This window comes from Tsuneonella sp. HG222, assembly GCF_053819185.1.
This window is the reverse complement of sequence record NZ_JBSOQZ010000001.1, coordinates 539,506-552,059: the sequence shown is the minus strand read 5'-3', so window position 1 is coordinate 552,059 and position 12,554 is coordinate 539,506. Positions and strand designations below refer to the sequence as shown.

Here is a 12,554-nt window from a genome sequence, read left to right as displayed (position 1 = left end):
ATGGACAGCCTCGTAACCACCCGCTGGCTCGCCGAACGGCTTGGCGAACCCGGCCTCGTCGTGCTCGACGCCTCGTCGCACCTGCCCGACGCCGGACGCGATGCCCGCGCCGAATTCGCCGCGGCGCATATCCCCGGCGCGCGCCACGCCGATCTCGCCAGCCTCAAGGACGGGTCCAGCGACGTCCCCTATGCCGCCCCCACGGCCGAGCAGTTTGCCGAGCGGATGCGCGCGCTGGGGGTGAACGCGGGCGATCGCATCGTGGTCTACGACGACAGCGCCGTGCGCACTTCGGCCCGCCTGTGGTTCCTTGCCCGCCTCTATGGCGCGCAGGTGGCGATCCTCGACGGCGGCCTGGAAAAGTGGCGCGCCGACGGCCTGCCGCTGGAACGCGGCGAAGCAGAAGTGGCCAAGGGCGATTTCGAGGCCAGCGGGGGGCCGGGCACGATCAGGCTGAAGGCGGAGATGCTGGCCAACCTCGGCGCGCACCGCGAACAGGTCGTCGACGCCCGCGGGCGCGCGCGCTTCAATGGCGAAGAACCCGACTTTCGCCCCGGCATCGCCGAGGGTCACATCCCGCGATCGCGCAACCTGCCGTTCGGGCTGCTCTTCGCGCACGACGGGACCTACGCCGACGAGCGCGACATCCGGCGCGCGTTCGACGAAGCCGGGGTCGACCTTGCCCGGCCGGTCGTCACCACCTGCGGCAGCGGCGTGACCGCAGCCTGCCTGCTTTTCGCGCTCGACCGCATCGGCAAGAACGACGTGGCGCTCTACGACGGGAGCTGGAGCGAATGGGGCGCCGATCCCGGCACCCCCAAGGAAACGGGCCCGGCCGTTTGAAGATAACGCCCCCCTCACCGCTCGCCCTGAGCCTGTCGAAGGGCGGCTTGCGCGACGCCAGCGTGCTTCGACAAGCTCAGCACGAACGGTATTGTCGATGACCGACAAGCGTGACCGCAGGCCCGCCACCCGCCTGGTCGAGGTGGGGCGGCGCGCCGAGTGGACCGGACCGGTAGTCAATCCCCCCGTCTGGCGCGGCAGTACGCATCTCTACGCCGACAGTGCGGATCTGAAGCGCGGGCGGCCGAACGAAGACGGGCATTTCTATTACGGCCGGCGCGGCTCGCCGACACAGTGGGCGCTGGCCGATGCTCTGACCGAACTCGAGCCGGGAGCGGCCGGAACCGTGCTGTTCCCCAGCGGCGTGGCGGCGATCGCCGGGGCGTTTCTGACGGTGCTGAAGCAGGGCGATGTCCTGCTGATGACCGACAACGCCTATGAACCCAGCCGGGCGATGGCGCGCGGCCTGCTGGCGGACATGGGCATCGAGGTGCGGTTCTTCGACCCCCTCGATCCCGCAGCGTTTTCCGCTGCCTTCTGCGACCGGACCGCGGCCGTTTTGTTGGAGAGCCCCGGCAGCCTGACGATGGAGGTGTGCGACGTGCCGGCCCTCGCCAGTGCAGCGCGCGCCAGGGGAGCGACCGTCCTGCTCGACAACACCTGGGCCTCGCCGCTTGGCTTCCCCGCCCTGGCGCATGGCTGCGACCTGACGATCATGAGCCTGACCAAGCACGTCGGCGGCCATTCGGACCTGATGCTCGGTTCGGTCTCCGCGGCTGAACCGTGGCACGCGCGGCTGCGCGTCAAGGCGCAGGCGCTGGGCCAGGTCGTCTCGCCCGACGATGCGGCGCTGGCGCTGCGCGGGCTGCGCACGATGGGCCTGCGGCTGGAACGCTCGTCCGCGAGCGCGCTGGCCATCGCCGAGTGGCTGCGGGCGCGGGACGAGGTGGCCCAGGTCCTGTGCCCGATGCTGCCCGGGGCGCCGGGCTACGACCTGTGGAAGCGCGATTTCACCGGCGGCTGCGGGCTGTTCTCCTTCGTGCTGGCCGGCCGCGACGAGGCGGCGCGGGCCCGCTTCGTCGACGCGCTCGAGCTGTTCGGCATCGGATATTCCTGGGGCGGTTTCGAAAGCCTGGTGGTGCCGTTCGACGCCGGCCGGGCGCGCACGGCGAGCACCTTCCCGCCGGACGACTGGGGCGCCGGAAACCGCCTCGGCATCCGGCTGTCGATCGGGCTGGAGGACCCGCAGAACTTGATCGCCGACCTGGAGCGAGCCTTCGCAGCGATGGACGGCGCATGATCCAGCCCGACGAGATCGACCGCAGCCTGGGCGGAGACGGCGATTTCGCGCGTTTCGCGCAGATGCTCGAGAGCTGGGGCTTCACCATCGCCGACCACCGGATCTCGGTGTGGGGCGCGCTGGTGGTGGTCGCCGTGGTGATCGGCATCTACCTATTCGCCAAGCTGGCAACGCGCACCGCGCGCTACCTTCTGGGCAAGGTGACCAAGCTCGATTCCACCCAGCAGTTGCTGTCGGAAAAACTCCTGTCGATCGCCGTCTGGGCGCTCGCCTTCTTCCTCGGGATCGACCTCCTGGGTATCGACCTTACCGCGCTGGCGGTGTTTTCCGGCGCCTTCGGCCTGGCGATCGGCTTCGGCCTGCAGAAGACCTTCGGCAACCTGATCGCCGGGATCATCCTGCTGATGGACCGCTCGATCAAGCCGGGCGACGTGATCGCCATCGCCGACCAGGCGGGCAATTCCACCTTCGGGCAGATCCGCAAGATCGGCATCCGCGCGGTATCGGTGACGACCCGCGACCGCCGCGAATACCTGATCCCCAACGAACAGCTGATGATCAACCAGGTCGAAAACTGGTCCTACTCCAGCAAGACCGTGCGCATCCAGGTGCCGGTCGGGGTGTCGTACCAGGCCGATCTCGACCTGGCGGAAAAGCTGATGCTCGAGGCGGCCAATGACACGCCGCGCGTGCTCGACAGCCCCCCGCCCTCGGTCTGGCTCGACGGTTTCGGCGACAGCGCGATCAACTTCGTCATCCAGTGCTGGATCGTCGATCCGGAGGAAGGCGTCGGCAACGTCCGGTCGGATGTTCTCAAGCGGCTGTGGAAGCTGTTCCAGCGCGACGGAATCGAGATTCCCTTCCCGCAGCGCGACATCAACCTGCGCGACAATCCGCAATTCCAGCAATTGCTGGCCGCGGTTGCCCGGCGGACGGAGGACAGCGGGAAAGCCTGACCCGCTATCCCCCCTAGATTTGCTTTCAAAAGGCGGCCTGTCGCCGCGCATAACCATTCTCGCTGGCAGGCTGGCGGGCGGCAGCCCATTTCAGCCGCCATGGAAAATAGCGGCACTGTCTTTCTCGTCGGCGCGGGCCCGGGCGATCCGGATCTGCTGACGCTGCGCGCGGCGCGGCTGATCATGCGCGCCCGGCTGATCGTGCATGACGGGCTGGTCGCCCCGGCGATCCTGGCGATGGCTCCGGCCGGAACCCGCATGATCTCCGTCGCCAAGCGCCGCGCCCATCACACCGTGCCGCAGGACGAGATCTGCGCCCTGCTGGTGCGCGAGGCGCTGGCCGGCAACGACGTCGTGCGCCTCAAGGGCGGCGATCCGCTGGTCTTCGGCCGCGGGGGCGAGGAGGCGGAAGCCTGCCGCGCCGCCGGCGTCCCGGTGGAAATCGTGCCCGGCATCTCGGCCGCCAACGGCGCTGCCGCGGCCGCGCAGATCGCCCTGACACACCGCGACGCGGCCAGCGTGGTCAGCTTCGTGGCCGGCCAGTGCAAGGGCCTGTCGGACCAGGACTGGGCCGGGCTTGCCGGCAAGGGCCGCACGCTGGTCATCTACATGGGCGTGAAGACCGCCCCCCAGATCGCCGAGAAGCTGATGGCCGACGGCCTGGCCCCGGACATGCCGCTGGCCGTGATCGAGAATGCCTGCCTGCCGCAGATGCGCCTGCTGCGCGGGCCGCTCGCCGCGCTGCCCGATCTCGTCGCGCGCGAGCGGGTAAAGAGCCCGGCGCTGATCGTGATCGGCGAGGTTACCGCGCGCGAAGACCTGGCGGTGGCGCAGCTAGCCCTGGAGATTCAGGCATGAAGATCGTTACCGGCAACGACCTGAAGTCGGGCGCCGTCACCTGGTGGACCGGGGTCGACTGGTCAATCCATGTCGACGATGCCGTCGACGCAGGCGACGAGGGCGAGGCCATCGCCGCGCGCGAGGAAGCGGCCCGCCGCGTCAACGCCCCTTATGTCATCGCGGCCGAGAAGACCGCCGACGGCGTGCGCCCCGCGCACATCAAGGACCGCATCCGCGCCCTCGGCCCCACGGTGCGGCCCGACCTCACGCTCAAGCCTGCCGATCCCGCAGCCCGCGATTGGGTGATCTGATGTACAAGTACGATCAATACGACCAGACGATGGTCGACGCCCGCGTCGACGAATTCCGCGACCAGGTTCGCCGCCGGCTCGAAGGCAAGCTGACCGAAGACCAGTTCAAGCCGCTGCGGCTGCAGAACGGGCTCTACCTGCAGCTCCATGCCTACATGCTGCGGGTGGCCGTGCCCTATGGCACGCTGAGCAGCGCGCAGATGCGCGTGCTGGCCGACATCGCCGAGAAGTACGACCGCGGTTACGGCCACTTCACCACCCGGCAGAACATCCAGTACAACTGGATCAAGCTGGCGGACACGCCCGACATCCTGGCCGACCTCGCCAGGGTCGAGATGCATGCCATCCAGACCAGCGGCAACTGCATCCGCAACATCAGTTCCGACCAGTACGCCGGCGCCGCCGCCGACGAGCTGGTCGACCCGCGCCCTTACGCGGAGTTGCTGCGCCAGTGGTCGAGCTTCCATCCGGAATTCCTGCACCTGCCGCGCAAGTTCAAGATCGCGGTGATTGCCAGCGAGACCGACCGCGCGGCGATGCGGCTGCACGACATCGGCATCCGCCTGGTGAAGAATTTCGACGGTCAAATCGGTGCTGAATTCTACGTTGGCGGGGGCATGGGCCGCACTCCGATGATCGCACCGCTGATTCGCGATTTCGTGCCGCTCGACCAGCTGATCACCTACGCCGAAGCGTGCCTGCGCGTGTACAACCGCCACGGCCGGCGCGACAACAAGTTCAAGGCGCGGATCAAGATCCTCGTCCACGAGATGGGCGCCGAGGAATACACCCGCCAGGTCGAGGCCGAGTTCGCCCACCTGCTGGCCCAGGGCATCGAGCCGCCGCTGGCCGAGCTGGAGCGCATCGGGACCTACTTCACCGACCCTGCGTTCGACGCCGGGGCGAGCGACGAGCTAGACCTGACCGACCCCGACTTCCGCCTGTGGGTGGAGCGCAACTGCACGCCCCACAAGCAGCCGGGCTACATGATCGCCGCGATCAGCCTGAAGCCGGTTGGCGGTATCCCGGGCGATGCCAGCGCCGACCAGATCCGCCTGATGGCCGATCTGGCCGAACGGCACAGCTTCGACGAGCTGCGCGTCACCCACGCGCAGAACATCATCCTGCCGCACGTGCGCAAGGCCGATCTCTACGCGATCTGGCAGCAGCTCGACGCGGCGGGCCTGGGCACGGCCAATCTCGACATGGTGGGCGACATCATCGCCTGCCCGGGGCTCGATTACTGCAGCCTCGCCAACGCGCGCTCGATCCCGGTGGCACAGAGAATTTCCGAAAAGCTCTCGGCCCGCAGCGAGGAGATCGGCGAGCTCAAGCTGAAGATTTCCGGTTGCATCAACGCCTGCGGCCACCACCACGCGGGCCACATCGGCATCCTCGGCGTCGACAAGAAGGGGACCGAGAACTACCAGCTCCTCCTCGGCGGCAGCGAAGGGGCGGACACCTCGCTGGGCAAGATCACCGGGCCGGGCTTCGACGAGGACGGCATCGTCGGCGCGGTGGAAACCGCGACCAACGTCTATCTTGCGCAGCGCGAAGACGGTGAGCGTTTCCTCGACACCTATCGCCGGATCGGCATGGAGCCGTTCAAGGAGGCGCTCTATGGCTGAATTCGCCACCCCCGGCCCCGACGCCGTGCAGTTTCGCTTCCGCGACGACGAGCCGGTCGATCACGCCGCAGTCACCGTCGACGCGTTCCTCGACCAGACCAATGCCAGCGCGGTGCGGATCGAACCGGGCGACGATACGCGCGAGCTTCTGCCGTACCTGGGACAGATCAGGCTGGTGGAGGTCAACTTCCCCGGTTTCATGGACGGGCGCGGCTATACCGCCGCCCGCATGCTGCGCGAGGCGGGCTACGACGGCGAACTTCGCGCGGTGGGCGATGTGCTGATCGACCAGCTGGCGATCATGCGGCGCTGCGGGTTCGACAGCTTCCAGCCGGACAAGCCGCTGGATGCAGAGGATGCCGAGCGCGCGTTCGCGACCTGGCCCGAAGTCTATCAGCCTGCCGCCGACGGGCGCACTCCGATCTGGGCGAAGCGTCATGGCTAGTTTGCCCAAGGACAGGACCGTCGACCGGATCGACGCCGGCCCGCGCTATACCCAGGCCGATGCCGACGCGCTCAACGCGCGTTTCGCAGGAGTCGATGCGGCGACCATGCTGCGCGAGCTTCTGAACGAAGGCTCGCTCGGCCGGGTGGCGATCGTCTCTTCGTTCGGTACCGAGAGCGCGGTCCTGCTCCATCTGGTGGCGCAGGCCGATCCGGCTACGCCGGTGGTCTTCGTCGACACGCTCAAGATGTTTCCCGAGACCCTCGAATACCGCGACACGCTGGTGCGCGAGCTGGGCCTGACCGACAGTTCCACCGTCACTCCCGATGCCGCGGTCCTGGCCGCCAAGGACGACACGGGGCTGCGCTGGTCGTGGGACCCGGACGGCTGCTGCGCGATCCGCAAGGTCGAGCCGCTGGCGCGCGCCAAATCCGGGCTCGATGCCTGGATTTCGGGCCGCAAGGCGTTCCAGTCCGTCACCCGCGAAAACCTTCCCCGGTTCGAGGTGGAGAACGGCCGGCTGAAGATCAACCCGCTGGGCGACTGGGTGAAGGACGACCTCGAGGCCTATTTCGCCGAGCACGACCTGCCGCGCCACCCGCTGGAATCGCAGGGCTATCTCTCGGTCGGCTGCGCGCCCTGCACCAGCAAGGTCAAGCCGGGCGAGGATCCGCGCGCGGGCCGCTGGCGCGGATGGGACAAGACCGAATGCGGCATCCACGGCGTGCCGCCGGCGACCGACGAGGGCGACCTGCCCCCGGGTTACGAACCGGCCTTCTGACGCAAACGAGCCGCGGGCGCCTGGGCGCCGGCGGCTCGCCGTTGCATTTGCGGATCAGGCTTCGACGCGGACTATGGTCGATACCTTGCCGTCGGGACCTGTGGAGGTCCAGACGCCGTCCTTCATTTCTTCGGTGTAGCAGGTTTCCGTGCCGTCCACCGTCTCGCAGTATTTGCCCGGCTCCGGCTCGTTCCAGGTGCCGGCCATCGTCTCGCCGTTGGATGCCGTGGCGCTGAACGTGCCGTCGGCCTTGACCTCGTAGTCATAGGTCGCGCCATCGGCGTCGGTGATCTTGTATTTGCCCGCCGAGGGCTTGCCGTCGATCGCCAGGGCGGCGGTTTCGGCCGTAGCGGCTTCCGGTGCGGCGGCGACGGTTTCGTCGGCCGCCGGTGCTTCGGCGGCTTCCTGGTTGCAGGCGGCAAGCGCCAGCACGGCAGCCGCGCAAACGATTTTCTTCATGGTGATTCCCCCTTGAGTTCGCTTCGAGTCGCGTGCGCCCCTGCCCAAAGGGATAGGCCTGCGCCGGGCGCCGACCAACGGGATTCTACAGCCAGCCCTTGTCCCGGTACCACTGCGCGGTGGCGCGGAGCCCCTCGGGCGACGCGACCTGCGGGGTCCAGCGGGCGGCGGGGGGATGCAGCCTGGGGCTGCTGACCCAGTCGGGGTGCGCCATGTAGCCGACGCGGTCCGGCGTCAGCTTGGCGCGCGGGCCGCGAACCATCCGGTCGAGCTTCGCCATGCGCTCGAGCGTGGCCTTGGAGACATGCGGCACCCAGGGGCGGCGGCCGACCGCCGCGCCGATCGCGCGGGCCAGGTCGCCGTGGCTCCAGCCATCTTCATGACCGTCGTCAGGCTCGAAGATCTTGTGCGTCACGTCCTCTCCGCCCGGCACCAGCGCGAGCAGCAGGCGGGCCAGGTCGCGCACGTTGATCAGGCTCGCCCGGCCCGGCGGGGGCATCGGCAGCACGCCCCAGCGCGCGGCCTTGAACATTTCCAGCATTTCGCGGTCGTGCGGGCCGTAGACCGCCGGCGGGCGGACGATCGTCCAGTCGAGCCCGCTGGCCATGACCAGCTTCTCCGCCCGGGCCTTGCTGTCGCCGTAGTGCGAAAGATGCGGCTCGCGCGCGGCCAGCGACGAGACGAACACGAAGCGCGGCACCCCCTCTCCCACGGCCTGCTCGATCAGCCGCAAGGTTCCTTCGACATTGCCGAGATGGAAGCCGCCCTGGTCGGGCGCATTGACCACGCCGGCGACGTGGATCACCGCCTCGGTCCCGTCGACCAGTTCGGCCAGCGCCTCGCGCACCGAAAGGTCGCCGCGCACCCACGCGATGCCCGGCACCGGCGGCTGCTGGCGGCGGGTCAGCGCCTTGACCGCGATGCCTTGTCGCCGCGCTTCATCCAGCAGCGCCTGGCCAACGAATCCCGTCGCACCGGTAACGGCCAGGGTCACGACGCGACCTTGCGCAGCGGCGGTGCGACTGGGGCCCTCAAAGGAGAACCAGCTGGTCGCGGTGGATCACAGCGGCGCGCGGGGCATAACCCAGGCGCTCGCCCTGCGCGTCCTGCTTGCAGCCCATGATCGCGCCGCATTCGGCGGAGGAGTATTCGACCAGCCCCTGCGCCAGCCGCTCGCCCTTGGGGCCGTGGATCGTCACCAGGTCGCCGCGCGCGAAGGTGCCGCTGACCTCGGTCACGCCCGCCGCCAGCAGGCTCGCCCCGCCCGCCAGCGCCGCCGCGCAGCCGCCGTCGACCGTCAGCACGCCGCTGGGCGAAAGCCTGCCGCCCAGCCACGCCTTGCGCGACGAAGCGCTTCGCTGCGGCCGGAACACCGTGCCGAGGCCGGTTTCGAGCGCCCGGGCGACAGGCGAGCTGCGCGTTCCGTTGATGATCGCCAGGGTTATCCCGGCCCGCTCGGCAATCTGCGCCGCCTGCAGCTTGGAGGTCATCCCGCCCGAGCCGAGCCCCGACGAGGAATTGCCGCTGGCCATCGCCATGATCGCCTCGGTCACGCCTTCGACCCGCGGGATCAGCGCGGCGCCGGGCGCGCGCGGGTCGCGGTCGTAGAGGCCGTCGACGTCGCTCAGCAGCATGACCGCGTTCGCCCCAGCCGCCTGCGCCACGCGCGCGGCGAGCCGGTCGTTGTCGCCGAAGCGGATTTCCGCCGTGGCGACCGAATCGTTCTCGTTGACGATGGGTACCGCGCCCGCCTCGAGCAGGCGCTCGAAGGTGGCCGAGGCATTGAGATAACGGCGCCGGTCCTCGAGGTCCTCCAGCGTCAGCAGCATCTGCGCGGCAACGATGCCGTGTGCGGCCAGCGCCTGCGACCAAAGCCCGGCAAGCGCGATCTGCCCGACCGAGGCGGCCGCCTGCGCATCGGCCAGGCTGCCGCGCCCACCGCGCGCCAGCCTCAGCCGCGCCGCGCCCAGCGCGATCGCGCCCGAACTGACCACGACGACCTGCGTGCCCTTCGCCTTGAGCGCTGCGATGTCGGCCGCCAGCGACGAGAGCCACTCGGTACGCGGCTCCCCCTGCTCGACCAGCAGCGACGATCCCACCTTGAGGACAAGGCGCGGCGCGCTGGCAAGATCGGCAAGGCTGTCGAAGGACATGACGGCGCGTCGCTTAGCGAAACCGGCCGCCTGCGTCACCTAGATCGGCGACCACTCCTGCGGTTCGTCGTCTTCCTCGCCCTCGTCGTCGGACAGCGAGTGCGGCTGCTCGGTCGAAGTGCGTTCCGGCAGGTATCCGAGCACGGCATCGAGCAATGCCTCGACCCCCGCGCCCGTGGCCCCGGAGATCGGGAACACCTCGGCCGCTCCGGCAGCCTTGAGTTCGTCGGCGAATTCTGCGGCGAGCTCGGTATCGGCTAGGTCGATCTTGTTCAGCGCGACCAGCCGCGGCTTGTCGGCCAGGTCCGCGCCGTAGGCTTCCAGCTCGCCTTCGACCACGAGCATCGCCTCGACCGGATCGACCCCGGCGATGTCCACCAGGTGGATCAGCACGCGGCACCGTTCGATATGGCCCAGGAACCGGTCGCCGATCCCGGCGCCTTCCGCCGCGCCTTCGATCAGGCCGGGGATGTCGGCCAGGACGAACTCGCGGCCCTTGTGGCGCACCACGCCCAGCTTGGGCACCAGCGTGGTGAACGCATAGTCGCCCACCTTGGCCTGCGCGTTGGAAACCTGGTTGATGAAAGTGCTTTTGCCCGCGTTGGGCAGCCCGACGAGGCCCGCATCGGCGAGCAGCTTGAGCCGAAGCCAGAGCCACAGCTCCTCGGACGGGATACCCTGCTGGTGCTGGCGCGGGGCGCGGTTGGTGGAGGTCTTGTAGCTCGCGTTGCCGCGGCCGCCCATGCCGCCTTCGAGCAGGATGACCTCCTGGCCCACCTCGGTCAGGTCGGCCAGGACCTCTTCCTTGTCCTCGGCCAGGATCTGCGTGCCGACCGGCACCTCGATCACCAGCGGCGGAGCGCTGGCGCCGGTCCGGTTCTTGCCCATCCCGTGGCTGCCGCGCTTGGCCTTAAAGTGCTGGGTGTAGCGGAAGTCGATCAGCGTATTGAGGCCCGGCACCGCGCGGAAGACGACATCGCCGCCGCGCCCGCCGTCGCCCCCGTCGGGGCCGCCGTATTCGATATACTTCTCGCGCCGGAACGACACCGCGCCCGGCCCGCCGGCGCCCGAGCGGATGTAGATTTTGGCCTGATCGAGGAAATGCATGGTCGTGGGTACTTAGACGAGAGGTCGGGGAAAGTCGCCCCGTGCTTCGACACGCTCGGCACGAACGGGGATTGCGGACCGGTATGCTCGCGAGTGCCGCAGCGGAAGCCGGGAAAAGGAGGCGCCGAACGCAAGCCGCGCTGGAGCATCCGAAAGCATACTGGTGGAGCCGAGGGGGATCGAACCCCTGACCTCGTCATTGCGAACGACGCGCTCTCCCAGCTGAGCTACGGCCCCGTTCCAGTCTGCCATCGCGAGGGCTGGCCCGCCGCGAAGAACGGCCCCCTAGCGAAAAGGGTGACGCGGTGAAAGGGCTAAATTCCCCGCGCTAAAGGGCGGGGAAAATCAGCTGTCCTGCAGGTCGTCGACGATCTCGACCGCCTTTTCGCTCGTCGCCCGGGCGCGGTTGCCCACCCGCGGCGCGTCCAGGCTGGCCAGCACCGGCGCGTCCCGGCCGTAGATGTCGCTGAAGGTGCGCAGGTTGCCTTCGATATCGCGGCCCATGGTGAAATAGGTGATGTAGACCGGCATGGTCTTGACCACGGGCACGCGGGTGTACTTGCCCGACTTGGATATCTCGATGGCCTGCTCCTTGGGAGCACCCTGGCCGAGGATCGCAATGGTCATCGCCAGTTCGAGCGCGCGCTCGGTGCGGATGCAGCCGTGGCTCAGCGCCCGGTCGTCGCGCGCGAACAGGTTGCGGCTCGGCGTGTCGTGCAGGAAGATCGCATGCGGATTGGGCATGTCGAGCTTCATCTGCCCCAGCGAGTTGCCGGGCCCGGGCTGCTGCACCACGGTGACGAAGCCGTCCGCGCCCTTTGTGCCCTTGTAGCCGTTGGCCCGCGCCCAGCCGGGATTGCCCAGCACCTTCGCGCCCAGACCTTCGCCCTTCACGATCGACTGCGGCACGGTCCAGGTCGGATTGAAGATCACGCCCTCGACCGTCTCGGCGAGCTGCGGGGTCGCGCTGCGGCCGGGCTTGCCCACGATGGTGCGATAGGTGCGGATGATCTGGTCGTTGACCGTCAGCCGCAGCTGATATTCGGGCACGTTGGTGATCAGGTACTGACCGCCCAGATCGCGCGCCAGCCAGCGCCAGCGGTCCATGTTGGCGCGGATCATCTTGCGCCGCGCGGGGTCCTTTACCGTCGCGAGCTCGGCCTTGAGCACGCCGTAATCCGGGTGCGTCGGCGCCAGACCGGCCAGCGCTCCGGCCACGTCGTGGCTGGCCAGCGCATCGGCCAGCACCTTGCCGGTGGGAATGAGATCGGGGTCGGGATCGACCACGAACCACTGCTTGCGGGCCTCCATCGGCGTGCGCCCATCGCGCAGGTCCTCGACCAGCCAGCCGAAGATTTCGCTCGCGAGTTCGTTGAGCTCCGCGCTCGGGCCCAGCGCGATCGCCTGGCGCAGCGCTTCGGCCCGGTAGTCGCGCGGGTCGAGACCTTCGGCGCCGATTCCCTGCACCGCCTCGAGCAGCGCCTGGGCGTCGGCCACCTGCCACGGCTGTACCAGCGGGAAGCGCGGCGGCTGGACGGCCGCCTGCGTGGCCGGATTGGACACGACCTCGACCGCGTCTTCTTCCAGCACCTTCTGCGGCAGGACCTTGTCGAACTGCGCCTCCGCGCTCTGGCGCTGTTGCGCGGCGAGGGGCGTTGCGGCGATGATCCCGGCCATCAAGGCCAGCGAAGGGGTACGCAAGTAAGCGGTCATGATCCTTGCCCTGTTAAG

At 68.9% G+C, this 12,554-nt stretch carries 13 protein-coding genes and 1 tRNA gene; 8 read left to right on the top strand and 6 right to left on the bottom strand.

Annotation, left to right across the window (positions count from 1 at the left end):
* From ACWPMZ_RS02710 to ACWPMZ_RS02675, 8 genes are all read left to right on the top strand, one after another.
* Positions 1-843, top strand: a complete 843-nt coding sequence (locus ACWPMZ_RS02710) for a sulfurtransferase (RefSeq protein ID WP_455702475.1) — start codon at positions 1-3, stop codon at positions 841-843.
* A gap of 97 nt (positions 844-940) precedes the next feature.
* The gene (gene metC, locus ACWPMZ_RS02705) at positions 941-2,143 is read left to right on the top strand and encodes a cystathionine beta-lyase (RefSeq protein WP_455702474.1); all 1,203 of its coding nucleotides are present in this window, start codon (positions 941-943) and stop codon (positions 2,141-2,143) included.
* Positions 2,140-3,099, top strand: coding sequence for a mechanosensitive ion channel family protein (locus tag ACWPMZ_RS02700; protein ID WP_455702473.1), 960 nt, complete (start codon positions 2,140-2,142; stop codon positions 3,097-3,099). Before metC ends, ACWPMZ_RS02700 begins: the two co-directional genes overlap by 4 nt.
* Positions 3,100-3,198: 99 nt before the next feature.
* Complete coding sequence (gene cobA, locus ACWPMZ_RS02695) at positions 3,199-3,957, top strand: uroporphyrinogen-III C-methyltransferase (RefSeq protein ID WP_455702472.1); 759 nt, start codon at positions 3,199-3,201, stop codon at positions 3,955-3,957.
* A complete protein-coding gene (locus tag ACWPMZ_RS02690; RefSeq protein WP_455702471.1) occupies positions 3,954-4,250 on the top strand; it encodes a DUF2849 domain-containing protein in 297 nt (98 codons plus the stop codon). Before cobA ends, ACWPMZ_RS02690 begins: the two co-directional genes overlap by 4 nt.
* A complete protein-coding gene (locus tag ACWPMZ_RS02685) occupies positions 4,250-5,878 on the top strand; it encodes a nitrite/sulfite reductase (RefSeq protein WP_455702470.1) in 1,629 nt (542 codons plus the stop codon). The genes ACWPMZ_RS02690 and ACWPMZ_RS02685 overlap by 1 nt, the downstream gene beginning before the upstream one ends.
* On the top strand, positions 5,871-6,323 hold the full coding sequence (locus tag ACWPMZ_RS02680; protein ID WP_455702469.1) for a DUF934 domain-containing protein: 453 nt from the start codon (positions 5,871-5,873) through the stop codon (positions 6,321-6,323). Before ACWPMZ_RS02685 ends, ACWPMZ_RS02680 begins: the two co-directional genes overlap by 8 nt.
* Positions 6,316-7,104 (top strand): phosphoadenylyl-sulfate reductase, encoded by a 789-nt coding sequence (locus ACWPMZ_RS02675; RefSeq protein WP_455702468.1) that lies wholly within the window; start codon positions 6,316-6,318, stop codon positions 7,102-7,104. The genes ACWPMZ_RS02680 and ACWPMZ_RS02675 overlap by 8 nt, the downstream gene beginning before the upstream one ends.
* A gap of 54 nt (positions 7,105-7,158) precedes the next feature.
* Here the strand turns inward: ACWPMZ_RS02675 and ACWPMZ_RS02670 are convergent, their stop codons facing one another.
* From ACWPMZ_RS02670 to ACWPMZ_RS02645, 6 genes are all read right to left on the bottom strand, one after another.
* Positions 7,159-7,563: a hypothetical protein gene (locus tag ACWPMZ_RS02670; RefSeq protein WP_455702467.1), complete on the bottom strand. Its 405-nt coding sequence runs from the start codon at positions 7,561-7,563 to the stop codon at positions 7,159-7,161.
* 85 nt (positions 7,564-7,648) lie between these two features.
* Complete coding sequence (locus tag ACWPMZ_RS02665; RefSeq protein ID WP_455702466.1) at positions 7,649-8,557, bottom strand: NAD-dependent epimerase/dehydratase family protein; 909 nt, start codon at positions 8,555-8,557, stop codon at positions 7,649-7,651.
* 37 nt (positions 8,558-8,594) lie between these two features.
* On the bottom strand, positions 8,595-9,716 hold the full coding sequence (gene proB / locus ACWPMZ_RS02660; RefSeq protein WP_455702465.1) for a glutamate 5-kinase: 1,122 nt from the start codon (positions 9,714-9,716) through the stop codon (positions 8,595-8,597).
* A 39-nt stretch (positions 9,717-9,755) separates the two neighbouring features.
* On the bottom strand, positions 9,756-10,823 hold the full coding sequence (gene obgE / locus ACWPMZ_RS02655; RefSeq protein ID WP_455702464.1) for a GTPase ObgE: 1,068 nt from the start codon (positions 10,821-10,823) through the stop codon (positions 9,756-9,758).
* Between the two features lie 161 nt (positions 10,824-10,984).
* Positions 10,985-11,060 (bottom strand) — tRNA-Ala (locus ACWPMZ_RS02650).
* 108 nt (positions 11,061-11,168) lie between these two features.
* Positions 11,169-12,536 carry a L,D-transpeptidase family protein gene (locus ACWPMZ_RS02645; protein ID WP_455702463.1) on the bottom strand — a complete coding sequence of 456 codons (1,368 nt, stop codon included), beginning with the start codon at positions 12,534-12,536 and terminating at the stop codon, positions 11,169-11,171.
* Positions 12,537-12,554: the final 18 nt, after the last annotated feature.

Coding starts and splice junctions, on each gene's coding strand:
- ACWPMZ_RS02680 (WP_455702469.1), top strand. CDS start 5,871: ATGGCTGAATTCGCCACCCCCGGCCCCGACGCCGTGCAGTTTCGCTTC.
- ACWPMZ_RS02685 (WP_455702470.1), top strand. CDS start 4,250: ATGTACAAGTACGATCAATACGACCAGACGATGGTCGACGCCCGCGTC.
- ACWPMZ_RS02670 (WP_455702467.1), bottom strand. CDS start 7,563: ATGAAGAAAATCGTTTGCGCGGCTGCCGTGCTGGCGCTTGCCGCCTGC.
- metC (WP_455702474.1), top strand. CDS start 941: ATGACCGACAAGCGTGACCGCAGGCCCGCCACCCGCCTGGTCGAGGTG.
- proB (WP_455702465.1), bottom strand. CDS start 9,716: ATGTCCTTCGACAGCCTTGCCGATCTTGCCAGCGCGCCGCGCCTTGTC.
- ACWPMZ_RS02700 (WP_455702473.1), top strand. CDS start 2,140: ATGATCCAGCCCGACGAGATCGACCGCAGCCTGGGCGGAGACGGCGAT.
- ACWPMZ_RS02675 (WP_455702468.1), top strand. CDS start 6,316: ATGGCTAGTTTGCCCAAGGACAGGACCGTCGACCGGATCGACGCCGGC.
- cobA (WP_455702472.1), top strand. CDS start 3,199: ATGGAAAATAGCGGCACTGTCTTTCTCGTCGGCGCGGGCCCGGGCGAT.
- ACWPMZ_RS02710 (WP_455702475.1), top strand. CDS start 1: ATGGACAGCCTCGTAACCACCCGCTGGCTCGCCGAACGGCTTGGCGAA.
- ACWPMZ_RS02690 (WP_455702471.1), top strand. CDS start 3,954: ATGAAGATCGTTACCGGCAACGACCTGAAGTCGGGCGCCGTCACCTGG.
- obgE (WP_455702464.1), bottom strand. CDS start 10,823: ATGCATTTCCTCGATCAGGCCAAAATCTACATCCGCTCGGGCGCCGGC.
- ACWPMZ_RS02645 (WP_455702463.1), bottom strand. CDS start 12,536: ATGACCGCTTACTTGCGTACCCCTTCGCTGGCCTTGATGGCCGGGATC.